Source organism: Fischerella sp. JS2 (assembly GCF_032393985.1).
GTDB lineage: Bacteria > Cyanobacteriota > Cyanobacteriia > Cyanobacteriales > Nostocaceae > Fischerella.
The window spans coordinates 378,544-398,537 of sequence record NZ_CP135918.1 but is presented as its reverse complement, the minus strand read 5'-3'; the positions used below and the strand labels follow the sequence as shown (position 1 = coordinate 398,537).

Annotated in this window: 19 protein-coding genes; 12 read left to right on the top strand and 7 right to left on the bottom strand. The window is 41.7% G+C overall.

The genetic code is table 11. The features are described from left to right. Positions 1-72 precede the first annotated feature (72 nt). The 7 genes from bioD (at position 73) to RS893_RS01700 (ending at position 5,369) form a co-directional block, all read left to right on the top strand. Positions 73-813 carry a dethiobiotin synthase gene (gene bioD / locus RS893_RS01730; RefSeq protein WP_315789540.1) on the top strand — a complete coding sequence of 247 codons (741 nt, stop codon included), beginning with the start codon at positions 73-75 and terminating at the stop codon, positions 811-813. A 53-nt stretch (positions 814-866) separates the two neighbouring features. Next, positions 867-2,102, top strand: a complete 1,236-nt coding sequence (locus RS893_RS01725) for a M20 family metallopeptidase (RefSeq protein ID WP_315789539.1) — start codon at positions 867-869, stop codon at positions 2,100-2,102. Between the two features lie 234 nt (positions 2,103-2,336). Then, complete coding sequence (locus tag RS893_RS01720) at positions 2,337-2,915, top strand: Crp/Fnr family transcriptional regulator (protein ID WP_315789538.1); 579 nt, start codon at positions 2,337-2,339, stop codon at positions 2,913-2,915. A 259-nt stretch (positions 2,916-3,174) separates the two neighbouring features. After that, positions 3,175-3,954 (top strand): Coq4 family protein, encoded by a 780-nt coding sequence (locus RS893_RS01715; protein ID WP_315789537.1) that lies wholly within the window; start codon positions 3,175-3,177, stop codon positions 3,952-3,954. 125 nt (positions 3,955-4,079) lie between these two features. Beyond that, complete coding sequence (gene fabG, locus RS893_RS01710; RefSeq protein WP_315791835.1) at positions 4,080-4,778, top strand: 3-oxoacyl-ACP reductase FabG; 699 nt, start codon at positions 4,080-4,082, stop codon at positions 4,776-4,778. Positions 4,779-4,896: 118 nt separating this feature from the next. Continuing rightward, the gene (locus tag RS893_RS01705) at positions 4,897-5,187 is read left to right on the top strand and encodes a 4a-hydroxytetrahydrobiopterin dehydratase (RefSeq protein ID WP_315789536.1); all 291 of its coding nucleotides are present in this window, start codon (positions 4,897-4,899) and stop codon (positions 5,185-5,187) included. A 50-nt stretch (positions 5,188-5,237) separates the two neighbouring features. Continuing rightward, complete coding sequence (locus tag RS893_RS01700; RefSeq protein ID WP_315789535.1) at positions 5,238-5,369, top strand: hypothetical protein; 132 nt, start codon at positions 5,238-5,240, stop codon at positions 5,367-5,369. Between the two features lie 287 nt (positions 5,370-5,656). Here the strand turns inward: RS893_RS01700 and ilvN are convergent, their stop codons facing one another. The 4 genes from ilvN to RS893_RS01680 form a co-directional block, all read right to left on the bottom strand. After that, positions 5,657-6,178: an acetolactate synthase small subunit gene (gene ilvN, locus RS893_RS01695; protein WP_315789534.1), complete on the bottom strand. Its 522-nt coding sequence runs from the start codon at positions 6,176-6,178 to the stop codon at positions 5,657-5,659. Between the two features lie 237 nt (positions 6,179-6,415). Beyond that, complete coding sequence (locus tag RS893_RS01690) at positions 6,416-7,006, bottom strand: molybdenum cofactor guanylyltransferase (RefSeq protein ID WP_315789533.1); 591 nt, start codon at positions 7,004-7,006, stop codon at positions 6,416-6,418. Between the two features lie 200 nt (positions 7,007-7,206). Next, the gene (locus RS893_RS01685) at positions 7,207-9,264 is read right to left on the bottom strand and encodes a thioredoxin domain-containing protein (RefSeq protein WP_315789532.1); all 2,058 of its coding nucleotides are present in this window, start codon (positions 9,262-9,264) and stop codon (positions 7,207-7,209) included. Positions 9,265-9,578: 314 nt separating this feature from the next. Further along, positions 9,579-9,734, bottom strand: a complete 156-nt coding sequence (locus tag RS893_RS01680; protein WP_315789531.1) for a hypothetical protein — start codon at positions 9,732-9,734, stop codon at positions 9,579-9,581. A 284-nt stretch (positions 9,735-10,018) separates the two neighbouring features. Here RS893_RS01680 and clpP point away from each other — a divergent pair, with 284 nt between their 5' ends. Beyond that, positions 10,019-10,624: an ATP-dependent Clp endopeptidase proteolytic subunit ClpP gene (gene clpP / locus RS893_RS01675; RefSeq protein WP_315789530.1), complete on the top strand. Its 606-nt coding sequence runs from the start codon at positions 10,019-10,021 to the stop codon at positions 10,622-10,624. Between the two features lie 415 nt (positions 10,625-11,039). On the opposite strand, the gene RS893_RS01670 is transcribed toward clpP, so the two are convergent. Then, a complete protein-coding gene (locus RS893_RS01670; RefSeq protein WP_315791834.1) occupies positions 11,040-11,909 on the bottom strand; it encodes a hypothetical protein in 870 nt (289 codons plus the stop codon). Positions 11,910-13,034: 1,125 nt separating this feature from the next. On the opposite strand from RS893_RS01670, the gene RS893_RS01665 reads away from it, so the two are divergent. The 3 genes from RS893_RS01665 to RS893_RS01655 all read left to right on the top strand — a co-directional run bounded on the left by RS893_RS01665 (position 13,035) and on the right by RS893_RS01655 (position 17,049). Then, entirely contained in the window at positions 13,035-15,383 is a 2,349-nt protein-coding gene (locus tag RS893_RS01665) for a ribonuclease R (protein WP_315789529.1), read from the top strand. A gap of 92 nt (positions 15,384-15,475) precedes the next feature. After that, a complete protein-coding gene (locus RS893_RS01660) occupies positions 15,476-16,138 on the top strand; it encodes a flavin prenyltransferase UbiX (RefSeq protein ID WP_315789528.1) in 663 nt (220 codons plus the stop codon). Between the two features lie 197 nt (positions 16,139-16,335). Continuing rightward, the gene (locus RS893_RS01655) at positions 16,336-17,049 is read left to right on the top strand and encodes a LapA family protein (RefSeq protein WP_315789527.1); all 714 of its coding nucleotides are present in this window, start codon (positions 16,336-16,338) and stop codon (positions 17,047-17,049) included. A gap of 27 nt (positions 17,050-17,076) precedes the next feature. Here the strand turns inward: RS893_RS01655 and RS893_RS01650 are convergent, their stop codons facing one another. After that, a complete protein-coding gene (locus RS893_RS01650) occupies positions 17,077-17,271 on the bottom strand; it encodes a hypothetical protein (protein WP_102172621.1) in 195 nt (64 codons plus the stop codon). Positions 17,272-18,216: 945 nt separating this feature from the next. Continuing rightward, the gene (locus RS893_RS01645; protein WP_315789526.1) at positions 18,217-19,620 is read right to left on the bottom strand and encodes a TIGR03985 family CRISPR-associated protein; all 1,404 of its coding nucleotides are present in this window, start codon (positions 19,618-19,620) and stop codon (positions 18,217-18,219) included. A 112-nt stretch (positions 19,621-19,732) separates the two neighbouring features. Between RS893_RS01645 and RS893_RS01640 the strand changes: the two genes are divergently transcribed. Beyond that, the gene (locus RS893_RS01640) at positions 19,733-19,984 is read left to right on the top strand and encodes a CRISPR-associated protein Csx3 (protein ID WP_315789525.1); all 252 of its coding nucleotides are present in this window, start codon (positions 19,733-19,735) and stop codon (positions 19,982-19,984) included. Positions 19,985-19,994: the final 10 nt, after the last annotated feature.

Here is a 19,994-nt window from a genome sequence, read left to right as displayed (position 1 = left end):
TCTTCAATAAAGGGCTAGCAATAATTCAAATTCAACCTTCCCCTACTAACCACTATCCACTAACTATTACAATTGAACGCACTACTAATTACTGGAACAGACACAGAAGCAGGCAAAACTGTTTTAACCACAGCATTAGCAGCCTATTGGCAAAAATATTGTTCGACCCATAGTTTGGGTATTATGAAACCCGTACAATCAGGAGTGGGCGATCGCGAATGGTATCAACAGCTATTTAGCTTGGAACAATCTCCAGAGGAAATCACTCCACTGTATTTTCAAGCACCTTTAGCCCCCCCAATTGCCGCAGTTAAAGAAAATCGCCACGTAGATTTAGCAGTAGTCTGGCAAGCTTACACAGCCTTGTGTCAGCGTCGAGATTTTGTTTTAGTAGAAGCTTTGGGTGGGTTGGGATCACCTGTAACAGAGGAATTGACAGTAGCAGATTTAGCAGGAGAATGGCGTTTACCTACGGTGTTAGTAGTACCAGTCAGATTAGGTGCGATCGCTCAAGCTGTAGCGAATGTAGCATTAGCAAGACAAACACGAGTCCAACTCGTAGGAATTGTTCTAAATTGCATCCAACCCCGCACAGATGAGGAAATCGCCAACTGGACACCAGCAGATTTAATTCAGTCTTTGACAAATACCCCTGTTTTAGGCTGTTTGCCTTATTTGGAAAACCCAGCAGATATAGACAAACTTGCACAAGTAGCTTCAGATTTAGATTTAGAGCGTTTGTTAGTCAATCCAAAATCACGCCACGTGCTACAACGGAGAGAACCTCCGCAACGCAATGGCTCCAAAATCTAAAATCCAAAATTGTTAGATTCACAATATAAATAACCGACAGCAATTTCAAGAAAATGGTTTCGACCTTTCCCGACTCCACCAATATTGACTTATCTCGTGTTCGCCTGTCAATTCGCTCATTGCAACCGCAATTAGTGGAGTGGCGACGCAGGTTACACCAAAAACCAGAACTCGGTTTTCAAGAAAAACTCACTGCTGAATTTGTCTCCCAGAAGTTGCAAGCATGGGGAATTGAGCATCAAACTGGTATTGCTGAGACTGGTATAGTTGCGATTATCCGGGGTGAAAAACAACCAAAAGCATCCAATCCAAAATCGAAAGTCTTAGCAATTCGGGCGGATATGGATGCTTTACCAATACTCGAACAGAACGAAGTACCCTACCGTTCTCAGCATGATGGGATCATGCACGCTTGTGGACACGATGGACATACTGCGATCGCTCTTGGTACAGCTTATTATCTTCAGCAGCATCGTCAAGACTTTGCTGGGACTGTGAAAATGATCTTCCAGCCAGCAGAAGAAGGGCCAGGAGGGGCAAAACCAATGATTGATGCTGGGGTGTTGAAAAATCCTGATGTCGATGCCATTATCGGTTTGCACCTGTGGAATAATTTGCCTTTGGGAACCCTGGGTGTACGTGCAGGTGCTTTAATGGCGGCTGTAGAAACCTTTAATTGCACCATTTTTGGTAAAGGCGGACACGGCGCTATGCCCCATCAAACTGTAGACTCAGTAGTAGTTGCAGCCCAAATCGTCAATGCTCTACAAACAATAGTGGCTCGTAACGTCAATCCGATTGATTCAGCAGTGGTGACAGTCGGTGAACTTCATGCTGGTACAAAGTGCAATGTGATTGCAGATACAGCGAGGATGAGTGGCACTGTTAGGTATTTTAATCCAGCATTGCGCGGCTTTTTCTCGCAAAGAATCGAGCAAATTATTGCCGGAGTTTGCCAAAGTTTTGGTGCTAATTATGACTTCCAGCAATGGGAACTTTACCCAGCTACAATTAATGATGCAGGGATAGCGGAATTAGTGCGATCGGTTGCAGAGGAAGTCGTAGAAACGCCCGTGGGTATCGTACCAGAATGTCAAACAATGGGCGGTGAGGATATGTCCTACTTTTTGCAGGAAGTTCCCGGTTGTTATTTCTTCTTAGGTTCTGCTAATCAAGAGAAGAATTTAGCCTATCCTCATCATCATCCCCGTTTTGATTTTGATGAAACAGCGTTGGTGATGGGTGTAGAAATGTTTGTGCGTTGTGTGGATAGATTTTTGCATCAATGAAGTCCTGGCGATATTCGTCATCGCGGTTACACAGACGAAACCCGCGCAGGCGGGTTTCAATGATTTGATTCCCAAGTAGAAATTAGACAATTGTGTTGATATTGTGTTGATAATGAGGCTAAAGATCGCTGCATTCCCCTATTTACTCTTGCTTTGCAAAACAACAGGAAAAAGGGAAAATAATTCCAAATCACCACCTATTTTGATGCTACCAGTCCCAAAATGTACGAAAAAATGTTTCAAGCGATAGATCGGCTCGTTGTCCTTAGTGAACAGCAGCGTGAAGACCTCAAAAGGGTGACAACGCCACAAGAACTTCCCAAAGATTCAATATTACTAGAACAAGGGCATATCTGTAATCACCTACATTTTCTTGTCGAAGGGGCAGTTAGATATTATTATCACCAAGATGACAAAGAAATCACTTCCGGTTTTAGATTTGAGGGTGATTTTATTAATTCTTTTTATAGCTTTATTTCTAGAAAACCCAGTAAAGAAAGTATTATTTTAATGTCTGACTGCAAGTTAGTAACGATTAGTTATGACAGTCTACAATATCTTTATAACAAAGATTCAGTGTGGAATAGGCTGGGTCGGTTGTCCATCGAAAGTTATTATATTCAATTAGAAGAGCATTTCTTTTCATTGCAATCTCAGACAGCATCAGAGCGTTACGCTCATTTACTGCAACAATATCCAGATATTCTCAATCGAGTCAAACTAGGACATCTAGCATCGTATTTAGGTGTAACTCAAGAAACACTAAGCCGTATTCGTGCCAAATATCGTAATCGTCAAAGCTGGCGAAATTAATTCTCACTCAGATATCAGCAAAAACATAAATAATTACTCAGAATCTGGCAGTCTTAATTCAGAATATTTTTTTAGCTTAGTTTGATGATTGATATGCTAACCATTATGATTTCAGAATTTACTCTAATTTGAATAACCGCTATTTTTGATATTTGTCAAATTTGATTTATATCAAGAAAATACCCTAGATTTAACCCAATTAGCCAACCTAAGATGAAACTATCAACCAAAGACAAGCAAACGCAAGGAGATAGTCATCATGGGTTTCAAATATATCAGCGAATTGGCAACTCAAGAAAACGTCAATCAACTCTTGACGATGGTAGATATGGTGGTTGGTGGACTCACTGATACAGAAAATGTTTTCGATATTGAAGATGCACTACGTGATAGTGAGCAAATGCAAAAATGTTTGCAAGTTGTGCGCCAACATCCTGCTTCTGCACAAATGCTAGAAGAGCGTTATGTGGGAGCAGAATTTGATTTAGATACCTTGTTGCAAATGCCTAAAGATTCTCTAGGATGGACTTATGCAAAAGTTTTGAGTGCGCTTAATTATGACCCAGATTTTTATCGCAAACGGGAGATTAAATCTGATATTGATTACATCATTCAGCGCGTTCGTAAAACCCACGACTTGCATCATATTTTGACAGGTTTTAGTTTCGATGACTATGGCGAATTAGGCGTAATTGCTGTCACTGTGGGTCAAATTGGTTATCCAGGCTTTGCCTTCATTGATATTGTCGCATTACTGTTAAGTTTCCTCTCAGACAAGCATCAACGTCAAGGTATTGATGTCCCTCTAGAATACGATTTTGACCTGATTTCTCAAGGGATAAAAATTGCTCGGCAAGCACAACCACTGTTCCCGGTGAAGTTTGAAGAAGGACTAGAGCAACCTTTGGCTGAATGGCGTAAAGAGTTGAATATTGTGCCTGTTACTGAAGGACATTGGAGTTGGTATAGCCGTCCTCATTTACGAAATGCAATTGAATTACCCTCGATTACCCAAGAATCTCAACTTGTTGGTGTTTGAACTAACAATAATTAGCTGAAGTTGAGAATTTTGCAACATAGATGGACACGCCTCATCATCAAGCGTGTCCTCAATTAAAGATTGAATGTTAGGGGCATATAATGAGCAATAAACTTTCTTCAATTTTGCAAGATAATCATGTTTTATTAACTGGTGGAACGGGTGGATTAGGGCTTGGTGTTACGCCAACTGTTCTGGCTCACAAACCTGCTTTGGTAACAATTCCTTATACTAACGCGGGAAACGTTGAGCGATTGAAAAGTATTTTGTCTGTTACTGATTTAGATAGCATTAGATTTATTACAGGCAATCTTACAGATGAATCGGCTGTGGAAAATTTAGTCAACGAGATGGAACGGGTAGATGTCCTGATTCATCTCGTTGGTGGTTTTTCAATAGGAAAAACTCATGAATATCCTTATGAAAAGTGGAAAGCTGACCTAGAACTGAATTTGGATCTTGCTTTCCTGGTGCTGAAACATAGTTTAAGACGGATGTTAGAACATGGCTATGGACGAATTGTCACAGTAGGTTCGCGGGGAGCCGTACAACCAGGGGGACAGTTAGCAGCCTATTGTGCCGCCAAAGCTGGATTAGTAGCATTGACACAAGCGATCGCTGATGAAACGAAAGGAACAAACATCACTGCTAATATCGTTTTACCTAGTGTGATTGATACTCCTAGTAATCGAGTAGCAATGAATACAGAGAATGTTGCTCAATGGGTTAAACCCGATTCTCTGGCACAGGTCATCTGTTTCTTGGCTTCAGAAGCTGCTCTTGATATGAGGGGGGCAGTTGTTCCTGTGTATGGCAATATTTAAACTCAATTCTTTACACGAATGTGACTATCCAAATCTGGAATTGGCATTCGTGTAAAAGACAGCATCAACACGAGAGATGTTTTGATAATTTCACCTTTTGATAACCTCAACTCAGACTATGAGCGACTTATCCGTTTTATCCGCAAGTGAACTTGATATTGCTTTGCAAGAACTGAAAGGTTGGAGTGTTGAACAAGGGAAACTCCATTGTCAGTTTCAGTTTCCATCCTTTGTTGAAGCTTTTGGATTCATAACCAGTGTGGCACTGGTGGCAGAAACAATGGGACATCATCCAGAGTGGTGCAACGTATATAACTGTATATCAGTTGATTTGATAACTCACGATGCAGGCGGAATTACGATCAACGATATACATCTGGCTCGCAAAATGAATGAGCTAGCGCAGTAATACGTTATCTATGATTGAGGCTAACTCAGCACAAGCGAGTTTTAATCCCTATGAGTATGTCAGATAATCCTCCAGAAAATCCAATAGTGGAGAAATTGGAGCCGCCAGAAGTCAAACTGACGGCTCCTGCATTATTTGAGATAGAAAGCACTTGGTTGGTAGTAGCAAAAATCGTCGGGTAAATCGGGATTAGGAAGCTTTAATGCAGCGCCATCCAGAAAACACTCTTCGCTGTTATGAGGATTTATGTACTGCACCAACCACAACCACTAGATAGCCAAGGCCTGTTTTCCCTTTGAAGGGGAAACTCTACAAGGGGGCATGGGAATACGAGGTGACAAAAGGGGACAGAGTATTTTACGTTCCTGATGAGCAACAGTTGAAAGTCGTTGTGTACTATGCAGGAAAACACCCTTCCCCTGCACCCACACCTTAATAATTATATTTTGGTAGCTATAGCTACCCCTTGCTATGAAGCCTTGGCTTCCAAAGATTTGAGCAACTCTGTATTCACTCCCGATTCACGAGTTAAGGAAATTTTGCCAGTACGGGCAATTTCCTTCAAGCCAAATTTTTGTAATACCTGGACGATCGCGACCATTTTACCTGGATCGCCGACAACTTCTAAAGTTAGGGAATCTTCGGCGACATCTACCACTCGCGCCCGGAAAATTTGGGCTAACTCGACTATCTCGGAACGGGTATTGCTGTTTGCATTCACTTTGAGTAGCATTAACTCGCGTTCTACACAGGGAGTTTCAGTAATATCCTGCACTTTGAGAACGTTGATCAGCTTGTATAGTTGCTTGGTAAGTTGTTCAATTACACGATCATCACCTGGTACAACCATTGTGATTCGAGAAACTCCTGACTGTTCTGCTGGCCCTACAGCAAGGCTTTCGATGTTAAAGCCACGACGGGCAAATAAACCAGAAATGCGGGAAAGAACACCCGCTTCATCTTCTACAAGTACTGATAGGGTATGTTTCATGTCGCCAAGAGAGGCTAGGGAGAGGATTGTATAGATTTTAGATGCCAAGCCTGGATCATATATTTTAAACTTAAATGCTCCTTTCAAGAAATAAGGCAGAGGGCAGAAGGCAGAGGAGGCGTGGGTTGCAAAGCTGCGGGCGAACAAAGAACGCCGTGGCAGAAGGTAAGAGGATTTGACAGATTTGCCTTGTTGGTTCCATTCATAACAGGTGGCGCTTTGCCAGTGGGGCTGCTCTCAAATTACACTGTTGAAGTTAAAAAGCATCTCCTGATCAACCAAAGGTAATACTTGCACGGGATATTGCTTCAGCCACTCTTGAAACGATCGCCCACCCTGCTGAATATACTTATTTAATTCTGGTAAACAGCGACGGCGATAGAAACCACACAATGGTTCCCATCTATTATTTCTATAAACTAGAGCTGCGATCGCTTCTTCTGGTACTTGCTCTAGTCCAGCTATCCAATGTTGCAAAACTTCTACCCGCAATTTGGGTAAATCACAAGCTAACAGCAACACCCAATCTGTTGTTACCTGCGTGAGTCCTTGGGCAAAACCCACAAGTGGCCCGTGGGTTTTGAGTTCATTACCAGTTTCATCTGGTAAAGGTAATTCTTGAATAAACTGACTTTTGGGTAGTAATAAATGCTGATAACGTTCTGGCCAAGGAGTTACTACGTAAACTTGCTCTGTACAAGTCTCAGCAATTTGACAGATTCGTTGCAACATCGGGACATCTTCAATCGGGATCAAAGCTTTATCCCTACCCATACGCGTACTTTTACCACCCGCTAAGACGATAGCACTCAATTGGTCATTAGTCATTTGTCAGTGGTTAATGGTTAGTAGTTAGTGGTTAGTGGGTAGAGACGCGAGGAACATCGCGTCTGTACATTAGTAGTTATTAGTTGTTTAATACTTACTCCACCCTACGGGAAGCCGCTACGCGTCTACACACTCCTCACACTCCACCCTACGGGAAGCCACTTGCGTGTCTACACACTCCCCACCTCCCCACCTCCAACTCACCCTCTGACCTGACTCTGCTGGACTTGTTGTAACATCTGTTCTACACTTGCTGCTGCTGGTAGGCATTTCAATCCTTGACAAACTAAACCCACACTGCCTTCTGGTAGTTTTGATGCAACTGCAAACACAACACTTGGTAGATACTGAGACATGAGTGAGTGTATTTGCTCAGTTGTAGTGCGAATCAGAGTACTATTGCGATACCAATCCAAGGCTGTAAACAAACTTGGACAGGCTTGTGGACTGCTATTCATTACAGAGCGAAAAGCATTTAAACCTTGCTCTGCTAAATCTAAATAATGTAGGTTATCCGTAAACAGGGCAAGACGTACAAGATTGGCGATCGCTACTCCATTTGCTGATGATGTAGCATTGTCTACATAACTACGTTCGCGCACAATTAAATCTTGACTTGAATCGCTTGATGTGTTATGGTAACCTCCTAACTCCACACTCCAAAGATATTCGTCGAATTCTTCTTGGAGAGCGATCGCTCTTTCTAACCATTTGTTTTGTTCAGGGCTGGAAGTTTGCAAATCTAGCAGTGCTTTGATAAAAAAGGCGTAATCTTCTGATTGAGCTAATACGGTTGGTTGATTTTCATAATTCAGTCGGTGGAAACGTCCATCCACAAACTGATGATCCAGAATGAAATCTGCGGCTGTGGTTGCTAGTTCCAAATAGTCAGGTTCTTGGAAAACAGCATACGCCCTTGCCAAGCCAGAAATCATCAAGCTATTCCAAGCAACTATCATCTTAGTATCTGTCACCGCCGGAATCCGACCAGGCCAAGGATGAGATTTAGCTTCTTGGTTGTTACGTGCTGGAGGAAATGTTGCGAGTGATTCGGGGATGATACCGTAACGCACGACAAATAATTTTTTGAGGACTGTTTCTACAGTTTCGCTTAGTTCCCCACAACGGCGTCTTTGTAAGACATTTCTACCTTCAAAGTTACCATTAGCGGTGACTGTAAATTGTTGTTGTAATTGGGTGAGTTCTTCAGCACTCAGCAGTTGTTCTAGTTCGCTAAAAGTCCAGACGTAAAAGGCTCCTTCTTCTGGTTCTGACTCTCCTGGGGAGGTGAAACTATCAGCATCTTGAGCTGCATAGAAATAACCTTCTGGTGCGGTCATTTCTCTTTTCAGCCATTGAACAGTACCAGCGATCGCTCTTTTAAAAGCAGGCTCTTCTATATCTGCACTCCAAAGATTTGCCAGATACTCCACAATTTGACCATTATCGTAGAGCATCTTTTCAAAATGCGGTACTGTCCAGGTGGGATCAACTGTGTAGCGATGGAAGCCTCCGCCTACATGGTCATAAATACCACCTAATGCTAGGTCTAATCCTCGTTGGGTACAAACTTGTTTACCATCATATTTTGATGCCACTTCAAATCGTGTTCCGCGTAATGCTAATTCTGCATAGGGGATCATGGGGAAACTATTACCATATTGATTAGGAGTAATGATCCCCGTGCTAGTTTCCCAGCCTTTACGTAATAACTCGTTGTCTTGAGTTGCGGTAGTACCTTGTTGCTGCAAGACTGCGGAGGTTAGGAGTGATTCGAGAATTACTGCTTTGCGATCGCGTAGGTCTTGTTTTTCTGTATCGTAGTAGTGGCGAATCGCTTGTAAAACTTGTAAAAAGCCAGGACGACCGTAGCGTGGTTCCACTGGGAAGTAAGTACCTGCGTAAAATGGTACTAAATCATCTGGAGATAAAAAAGCATTTAAAGGCCAACCCCCTTGACCACTCATCATTTGCAAAGCTTGCATGTAAATGCTGTCGATGTCAGGTCTTTCTTCCCTGTCTACTTTGATCGGGATAAAATTGGCATTCATGTACTCGGCAATGCCTGGGTCAGAAAATGCTTCTCCTTCCATGACTGTACACCAGTGGCAGCTCGAGTAACCAATAGAGAGAAATATAGGTTTATTCTGTGCTTTCGCAGTGGAGAGTGCTTCCTCGCACCAAGGCCACCAATCAATCGGATTTTCAGCGTGTTTACGGAGGTAGAGACTCTTAGCTTCAGCAAGGCGGTTAGTCATGATTAGACACTAGTATTTGCCTTTTTTGTTCAGTCTACCTCGAAAGATTTTAGATTTTAGATTTTAGATTAAAAAATGGTAATTAATAATTTTTTGGTAGTTAACAGTTGTTTATTCTCAACAATCACCAACCAATAACTGACCAATCATTCTGAACAAGATACAAGAAAGCAGTATAGACCGTGGAATCAATTCGTATTCCAAAATTCAAAATTCCCAATAAAGCGAACTGATCCGTAGGATCAATCCAAAATCTAAAATCCAAAATTGTCTAACAACCAAATTAACATAAATTTAATGCAACCAGTGATGTTTTACTCTAAAGAACGCAAAAATGAACTAGCCACTGGTATTGACACCGTACCAGAAGGGGGTACAACTTCGCTACTAATTTTAGTGTTGGGGTTGAGTCCGACGATCAGGTGCAGTAAGAAGGTAATGATAGCGGCTTGTACAAATTTTTCTAGCATGGCGGTTTCCTCTGTTTCAGTGGATGTCTTCTACATTAGGGATCGAAGTCTTCTAGATACACCTTGTAGTAAGGATCTACCCCATTAGGTAGATATATCCGGATTTTTCTAAGTAAAATTATGGGATTTTTACAAAATTACGAAAAAATAATACCAATAAATTGCCGAGTCAATAGGTAAGCACCATCTGCCTTATATGACTACACAGTGGCTAAGATGGTTTCGGAAAACAATCAGCCTTTGTAATCGATAGAATGTATCTACACTAGTTACAAGCTGGCTACATGATTCCTATCGTTATTGAACAATCAGGTCGTGGCGAACGCGCCTTTGATATTTACTCACGCCTGTTGCGTGAGCGTATTATCTTTTTAGGACAAGCGATTGATGACAACGTTGCTAACTTGATTGTTGCCCAACTACTGTTTTTAGATGCCGAAGACCCAGAGAAAGACATATATATGTACATCAATTCTCCTGGCGGTTCGGTAACAGCAGGAATGGGTATTTTTGATACTATGAAGCACATCCGCCCAGATGTGTGTACCATCTGTACTGGATTAGCAGCAAGTATGGGTGCTTTTCTCCTTAGTGCAGGTACTAAGGGTAAAAGAATGAGTCTTCCTCATTCTCGGATCATGATTCACCAACCTTTGGGCGGCGCTCGTGGGCAAGCAACTGATATTGAAATCCAAGCCCGCGAAATTCTTTACCACAAGCGACGGCTAAACGAATATTTAGCCGAACATACAGGTCAGCCCTTGGATAAAATCGCTGAAGACACAGAAAGAGACTTCTTTATGTCACCAGAAGAAGCCAGAGACTATGGCTTAATTGACCAAGTGATTGACCGTCATGCAGCTGGTAGCCGTCCAATGGCGGTTGTGTAGTCATAAATGAGGGTAAAAGGTAAGAGTGAAAGGAAATAACAATTTCTTTATCCTTTAACTTTTGCCCTTTCCCCAGACAAGGCTCTTTTATTTTTTGTTTACAAGAGTCTAGACGCCCCTGAAGGCTGGTGAATTTGAAGCTGGGATTCTAAGCAATTAAGCAACCAGAATTCCAGCAGCTACTTTTCAGTAAGTAAAGAGTAATGTAACTGGGATAATTACTTTATAGATATCGCAGCCTTTACTTTACTGGTAAGTCTAAGGATGGTTATTGTATTAATTTTTCTTATTATATACCAGTCTCGTCTGAGATTCCATATTTTTAGTTACAGTTTTAAGTAGTTGTTTGTTATTTGTCATTTGTGATAGTTAGTAACTATTAATCAATAACCAATGATCATTGACCATTGACTAATCAAAATCCCGCTAGCGGGTCTATAGGTGTAGGCTGGGATTCTAAATATTTGAGGAAATCACGTAATTCTTCTGAATCGAGTAAATGGCGCGATCGCTTGCCGTAGGTTTGAATTAAATAGTCTCTACCCTGTTCTGTTGTCCAACCCAAGCGCTGCATTTCCACACCAATTTTGGCGATATCATCTGATTGATCCACAGGTTCACTTTTCTTCTTTTTCCTCGTTGTGGGTGCTGGCGTCGCTACAACTTCTTCGGTTGGGGTATTTTTATTATGACTGCGTTGGGGAAATGGTGTGACGTTACTAGAACTAATCTCTGGTAAAGGTTGATTTTCACTTTGGCTGCTAGAAATTACCCCGAAGTCTTCTGGTTGAATATCCAAGTGCAATTGTGGGTTTGCACTCACAGCTAAGTTCTGCTCAAATTCTTGGCTGTTGGTATCAATTGTGGGCGTTGCAGAAACAGTTGGTGTAATGGGTGTACTTGCTTGTGTTTCCAGATTGGGGGTATCTATGGGAGTTGGGGTGAAAGCAGAGACAGAGACACGCGGATGTAGTGATGTGGGGACATTTTCCTCAGTCTCAGCCACATCACTATTTCTAGTCGTCTTCGCCTCAGTCACACTCTTCGCCTCACTCAAACTTTCCATCTGTACTTGTGGCGTAGTAGTGATTCCCAAAACCATCAAAGCCCTACTTCTGGCTTGATCTTCTGCTTCCTCTACTGTTGAGGCTGCTGCCATACCAGTAGCACGGGTGATACCTTCGATTTGCACGCTTGCCCGAACAATATATTTGCCGTGATCAATTTGCACTAATTCAGAGATTAAACTAGCTGTAGGATACAAGCTCTGAAGTTGAGCTAACATCATAGTTTCACCAAATCTACGTTTGAATTATTAAAGAAACAAGCAGCAGGGAAGAACAAAGAAGCTAAGATACGTAATCAGCAGGATTATTTTACCCAAGTGATAAAGCTGATAACTGGTAACTGTTAATTATTGCTTTTGAATTGCCCACCCATTTTTGTTTGATTATGTTGTGGATTCACTTTTGGGTATGGCTCTATTTTACCGAAGAAAGGCAGAGGGCAGAAGGTACAAGGAAAGAAAGTATATTTTAATACAAAAATTCAGTCCTCTGTTCTCTGCTATATAGTTTAAAGAAAGCGAATTTATTTATGGAAAATCAATAAACCCCTAGTAACTTTATTAAATTCCCTGAATTTATTCGTGAGAATGCCCTTGTGCCATCTGAGGAGAGTACTTCTGTTTTATTTATACTCATCATAGTCAAACCCCGAGTTACCAAAATGCTATTTAAAACTTAAGTACACTGATTGTAAAATTAAGATTTTTGAGTAAATATTGGTTACAACTAACTAAATTTAAGTGTTATTGCTAGTAATGCTATACTATTTAACCAATTTAATATCCAGAAATCTTTTCTGGAAGTACGACTAAATTTACAATAATGAAGTAATGGTTCGTCCTCACAGCTTGTTAAGCTGCTAACCTATTTGTTACTGATTCTACATATGGAACATTTAGGTTGCTCAGCAGTTTCTCCTAGTTAACGATCAGAGTCTAATCGCGGAAAGTACCTTTCAACTAGGCAATCGAACACCTGCGGTTTAAGGTGCGTAGCGCGTTCGGGCAGTTCTACTGAGAGCGATCCAAACACAGCCTCTCAAAAACCCGTTGCCTAAAAACCTAGTACTTCACCAACCCAACTTGGCAGGTGTTGGTTGGGAAAAGGTATGTCGGCTTGACTAAGTGAAAGGACTTGAACGAACTAGTACTCAAAAGATGATTGTGTAGCGCCCTACCTGTTGGGAAGTTCGTTTACCGCTAGTGTCTGTGGGTCGTGAGGTAATCAACCAAGAACCAGATTCAAACAATGGACACTTTGCAAGGGCGGGGGGGAACCCCCACACGCAAATGTTCTTAACTCTCAACAAAAAAAGATGTTTTGACCAAAGGTCGGTTCACTGCATGGAATTTTCAATCGCTACACTCCTTGCCAATTTCACTGATGATAAATTGGTAGCTCGTAAACTTCTAGAAAAGAAACTTGGTTGTGAAGATGAAGATAGTTTACAGAAACTTCACATCATCTTAGAGGTATTAGAGAAAATTGGCATTTTAGTGAAGGAACGCGGTAAATATCGCCGTATTACTGAAGAAGGATTAATAGAAGCTAAGTTGCGTTGTTCCAGCAAGGGCTTTTGTTTTGCAATTCAAGATGTAGAGGGAACTGAAGACATTTACATTCGAGAAAGCCATTTAAGTAATGCTTGGAATGGCGATCGCGTTTTGGTAAGAGTTCTTAAAGAAGGTAGTCGGCGTCGTTCTCCAGAAGGAGAGGTGAAATTAATTTTAGAACGTTCCAACCACACCTTGTTGGCACGGATCAAACAAGTAGAAGGGGGCTATCGTGCCGTTCCTTTAGATGATCGCCTACTATTTGAACTGAAACTGCACGCCAATGGTCTAAAATTGCAAGAAGCGATCGACCATCTCGCCCATGTAGAAGTTCTACGTTACCCACTAGCCCAATATCCCCCCTTAGGGCGAGTTGTACAAATCCTTGGTAGCGATGCAGAAGCAGCAGCTGATATAGATTTAGTCACCTGCAAGCATGACCTTTCCCGTAGTTTTAGCGAAAACGTTCAAGAAGCAGCCACCAAACTACCAAAGAGGATTTTAAAGGCAGATTTAAAAGATCGGCTAGATTTACGTAACAAGTTTACTATTACGATACTGGGTAATAATGTTGACACCAAAACATTAGAAAATGCCTTCTCCTTAGAAACAACTAGCGCTGGCAATTTGCAGCTAGGCTTTCACATCCCTGATGTTTCGCACTATGTGCAGCCAGATGAAGCACTTGATCGGGAAGCACTCAGACGGGGTAGATCAGTGTACCTGGGAGATTTAGTTCTACCAATGTTACCAGAAAATGTGGTAGATCGTTGTTCTCTAGTAGCGGGAAGCGATCGCCTCAGTATCTCTTGTTTAATTACCTTTGATCCAAAATCAAAAGAAGTACTGGAGTGGGAACTTCAACCCAGTGTAGTGAAAGTAGACGCTTCAGTGAATGCTCAGCAAGCAGAAACTATTCTTCTGGGTAAAAAAGTTACTAAAGTGCCTGCCGAAGCAGTAGAAATACTGCAACAGTTGAAAAAGTTACAGATTGCTCTGAAACAACAACGCACTGCGCGCGGCAGTTTGCAGTTAAATCTGCCCACGAATAAAAACCCCTTCTATGATGAAGGCATTCTCGGATGCGTAGTAGAAAAAGATTCACCTGTGCGATCGCTGCTGACAGAGTTTGTGTTGCTGGTGAATCAAATCATGGCCAATCACATGAGTGCTTTAGGTGTTCCCAGCATTTGGCGAGTCCAAGGCGCACCTGATCCCGAAGATGTGCAAGAGATGCTGAAACTGGCGATCAATTTGGGCATTGAATTGTCACTCGAACCAGATATTGAGATCCAACCTCTGGATTATCAACAATTGACAAGGGTGTTTGCCGAGTCGTCCTCGGAACAAGTTTTGACTTATCTGTTGCAAGATACCCTCAAACAAGCAGTTTACAGCACCAATAAAGCACCCCACTTCGGTTTGGCACTGCCAGAATATGTCCACTTCACCGCACCCTTACGACGTTACCCAGATTTGCTGATGCAGAGGGTATATCACTCGCTGCTTGAACACGGACGCGATCGCCGCAACACTCGTGTGAAAGAGCGTGTGAACTTGCGTTCTTCTACCAGCCACGGAGAAATTAACTGGAACGTCCTACCACCAGAATTGCAACAAGAGTTGCAAAGCGAACTGACAAGAGTAATTACCCAAATCAACGACAGAGAAAAAGAAGTCCAAGAAGCCGAAACTGACTTAGAAGGCTTGCAAAGAGCCTCTTTAATGAAACAGCGCATCGGCGAGGTTTTCAATGGTGTAATTACAGGTGTCCAATCCTACGGGTTCTTTGTCGAAATTGAAGTACCACCAAAAGATGGAACTGGTGATCATAACGTACCTTTACGAGTAGAAGGATTAGTACACGTCAGTTCCCTCAAAGACGATTGGTACGAATATCGCGCCAGACAACAAGCCTTGTTTGGACGGAAAAATCGCGCTTCCTATCGATTAGGCGATCGCGTCGCCGTACAAGTTAAAAGCGTCGATTACTACCGTCAACAAATTGATCTAGTTACAGTTGGCAGCGACGGTATTCCCTATCGCCAGGATATCAACGCCAATGGTGAAGAACCAGATATGTATTTACCTGGTGACATGGAACCAGACGATTTAGAATCCTATGAAGAGGATGAATAAAAAGCTGATTAGTGGTTAGTGGATAGTAGTTAGTAGTAAAAAACCACTAACTACTAACTACTAACTACTAACTCTTCTCCAAGAATAGAAACGTGTCAAACAATAACAAGCCACTCATTTTAGGAATTACTGGTGCATCTGGTTTAATCTACGCAGTTCGCGCTTTGAAATATTTGCTGGCGGCCGACTATGAAATTGAATTAGTTGCTTCTAAGTCAACCTACATGGTTTGGCAATCTGAGCAAAATATTCGTATGCCCGTAGAACCTGTTCAACAGGAACAATTTTGGCGACAAAAAGCAGAAGTTGAAACGAGGGGAAAGCTACACTGTCATCCTTGGGGAAATGTGGGGGCTAATATCGCTAGTGGTTCGTTTCGTACTCTAGGAATGATTGTAATTCCCTGTAGTATGAGTACGGTAGCTAAGTTAGCAGCAGGGTTAAGTTCCGACTTGTTAGAACGGGCAGCAGATGTGCAGCTAAAAGAAGGTCGAAAGCTAGTCCTAGTTCCCCGTGAAACTCCTTTTAGTCTGATTCACTTGCGAAACTTGACCACCCTTGCAGAAACCGGAGTGAGAATCGTACCTGCAATTCCTGCTTGGTATCACAATCCTCAAACTATTGAGGATTTAGTTGATTTTGTAGTTGCCCGTGCTTTGGATCAATTCGATATTGATTGTATTCCTATTCAACGTTGGCAAGGTTCTGAAGAAAGGCAGAAGGCAGGAGGCAGAGGGAATATTAGAGAATATTAGATAAGTTGATTGTTAATAATATTAAGAGGCTAGGGTTACGGACTGGAGAATAGAAGCTAGGGGTGAGAGGGTAAGAGCTAGTATAAAACTAATTTCTTAATTCTTTATCTAAATATCTCAATGTCTAATTCTCAATTCTCAGTCTCCAGTTCCTATTGCCCTGATCCCCAGTTCCTAGTCCCCAGTCGCTAATCTCTATGGCTCTTTTCCGATTAATTTTATTAGTAGCAATTATGGGAGGACTAGCGCTGTTATTAGTGCAAAATTGGTCTCCTATCCTCCCATTAGTCTTTTTCGGTATGCAAAGTAAACCATTGCCTTTGGCAATATGGATTTTGTTCAGCACTGCTGCTGGTGCTGCAACTTCTTTGCTGATCTCTGGCTTATTTCAATTGTCGTCTTTGGCAGCACCACAAAAACCAACCTCTTCTGCATCCAAGTCTCGCAGAACTTCAGCGAGTGGTAGTCGTCCCCCACAAGAAAAATATGCTGACAGCTATACCAGCAGCCCTCCACCATCGTCAGCTAAAACTTCATCTCAATCCAATCCAGACGATGATTGGGACATCGACAACAGTGAAAAATGGGATTTTGAGGAGAAATCAGACGCAACAAAAGCTCAAGATACGGAAGTTAGAGACTCGAAAAACTATGAACGCCGACAAGAACCTACAGACAGCTTTCGTTCAGGTTCTTCATATTCCTATAGCTACCGCGAACCTAAAAATTCTGGAGTCGGAAAAACTGAATCAGTTTATGATGCTGACTATCGGGTAATTATTCCCCCATATCAACCACCGAGCGATGATCTATCTGATGAAGATAATCCAAGCGAGAAAAAGAATCAAGCTGATGAAGATGATTGGGGGTTTCTAGAGGATTTTGAGGATGACGATCAGCGTAAGCGTTAATAAATAGAGACATCATCAAGCAAATCTCTACTTGATCCCACAACGCTCACGAGACTCCTGCTTCACCCTACCTGTCATGGCAGCTTCTTGTAAAGTCATAAAAGCATTAAAATCTTCTAGGTCATAGCGTGTACTCAGTAATTGCCGTAGCTGATTTTCAGCTTCTACAGTCAAGTACCCTGTTGATAAAGCCTTTTGCACAACATCTCTAATCCTAATCATGCTTGAATCCTCAAACGACCACACTTAATGTATTTGGCTTATTCAAACCAGATATGCAGGATCTTGGTATTTTTCCAGCATTAAGTTGGCCAGGCTTTTTTCAACTGAAGGAAAAAATAAGTCATTTTTTACACCTTGTATTTAAAAATTGCTGTTTGTGCTAATCACGAAACTCACTAAATATTAAGAATAAGTAGAGCAGTTTATATGTAAGTACCGAGAAAGGCGCATTGTGCTGGTAGAAACACAGTGCTGTATAAAGCTCTATTACTAGTGAGTTTGAGCCACTTAGGTAGACGCACAAAGCTTCGATAAAGTTTCAATTAAGCTCAATCAAATCTTATTAAATTTACCCTAACATAAACCAGATTGATTGATTTATGTGAATTTACTGCAAAGATTGTCATCACTTAAGCAGCCGTAGAGGAACTGCATGAAATAATTGAGAGTGCGATCGCACGCTGTTCGCCAAAATTAATGCAGGAATCTCAAACCTGACACAGTTCCTCAATCACCCGTGAAAACTCCTCAGTCATCAAGTCTGAACTATTTCCACGGTAAACTCGTAAAAGTTTTTGGAAAAACCACAAAGTTATCCGCCAAAGACACCGGCCGGATAGAGGGTAAAGTATGACGCAAGTTATGCAAGTATCTTTTTTTGCGTTCTTGCCAAGTGGTTTTGGGTAAATATTGCATTCAGTACAGCCATTAATGATTGCTACTACTGTATCTCCAAATTTCTGGCAAATTTCTCCACGGGTTTGACTTCCATCTTAATCTTCTATCGCATCGTGTAATAAAGCTGCGATCGCTTCTGCTTCAGTCCCTCATGCTTCTAGCACTAGTGCTGTGACACTTAATAAGTGTGTGACACAAGGAACACCGCTAATTTTGTGGCTTTGATTAGCATAGAGACGGGTTGCATAAACTAGTGCCTCTGCAAATTTATCTGTTAGTTTCAATGTATTCATCACAACGGGAATTTTGATGGTAAAACAGGAATTCTTTTGCTACCTCAGCAGCAATACTTTGTCGTAAATCAAAGGGAAGCAGGACTTCGCATTTAGGATGCCAGGCTCGCAGGCGCATAATGACATTATTATCTCTGTGTTTATAATCTTGGTATCGGATACTTACTTGATAATAGGCATCATTCGGTGAACGATTCGCCAAAATGTTTAGTAATGCCTGCTGTGGTTCCGCTTGTTTAACCTCGCGCCGAATTAGATGTTGTGCTTGCTGGTAAGTAATTTCCTCAAAAGTATCGTGGCGTTCAGTACCTTGAACGTAGCGATCGTGAAATTCTCGCTCAAATCTTAACAGCATCAGTTGAGCAGGCAAATAGAAATCAAAACCCCAGGCTTTGCTCATTGCGACTGCAATATCATCTGGAGTGGGTAAAGATGTCTGTTGATAACGTTGTAGCAAAATATCGGGAAGCTGAGGATTTGTCCAGTCTAAGGGGATCATATTTTGAATGCGATCAAGGCGAAAATTATACCAATTACCTTGTCGTAGGGGACTTTCACCGTAGGCACACAGATAAACTGCTCTCTGCACGTAGTAGATGCATACCGGATAAACGATGCAATCAACGATATCTCCCACCTTAGCGCTGTTGTAGGTTAGCTTGATCGGTGGAACTGGAGTTTTTGTCCAAAGTTGCCTTAACTCGTATTGCCAGTCTTCAACTAAATCAATTGTGCTACGGGGAATGACGTAATCAAGTTTCAGGAAAAAGCGTTGTACACCGTTGATTTTTTGGGAATGGTTTTCAGCGATCGTACTTAAATCTTCCTGAAGAAAATTTAATTCGTAAGTACCAAGTTTTGACAGGTTGACTTCATTATTTATAGTTGTAGGGCGTAACGGTAATTCAGCGACGCGATAATATTGTTGGTTTTTATATACTAACCATCCCAACTCAGCTAAAGTTTCCAAATCAGCTTGGAGGGAACGGCGAGTTACACCAAACAGACGTGCTTTGAGCAATTCATCTAGTTGAGATTTATTTATACCTGCGTGGGAAACAACTGATTCCTTCCACTCAGTTTCCGAAATTCCTGTTCTTGGATCAAATAGCCATTGTGCCATAGTTCTGGCACAGGGACAGTTTTTATCGTGTAGTTTGGGAACAGTTTCACCTTTGGGGTGCGTGGAAGTAAAAAACACATCCCGCCATTGAGCATAGGTAAAAGCGTCATTTAAAGCCAAGCAGTTTTCACCATACAGCGAAGTCAACCACACCCATAAACGAACTGCTCGCTGTAAATTTTGTTTAAGAGAACCGCGTGCTAACCACTGCAACAGTTCTACGCTGGGAATATCTTGAAAAACTTGCTCAAGCACTATTTTAACCTGTCACATCTTGCGTAAATCCTGATTACCTCTAGGTTAATGCTTATTGGAAGTAGCCTCTTCCAGCAAGATATATGATGTATCCATGCAATTAGGCAAGGTAATGACTACTTACAACGTTGAGTTAAGCGAAGATACTTTACGGCTAAATTTTGGTGAACTCACCCAAAATGACCAAATAGTGAAAGATGCGGCGGTACGGTTAGAAGCAATGGTAGGTTCTGGTGAACTCAGAGGTGGACAATTACTTAAGATTAATGGCTCCGTATCAATACCTGTAGCGTTTGTTTTAGCACACAAGATTAGTCATCTTTACGGTGCAATTGGCTATTTTGACCCCAAATTAGGAAAATAAGTGATTTGTA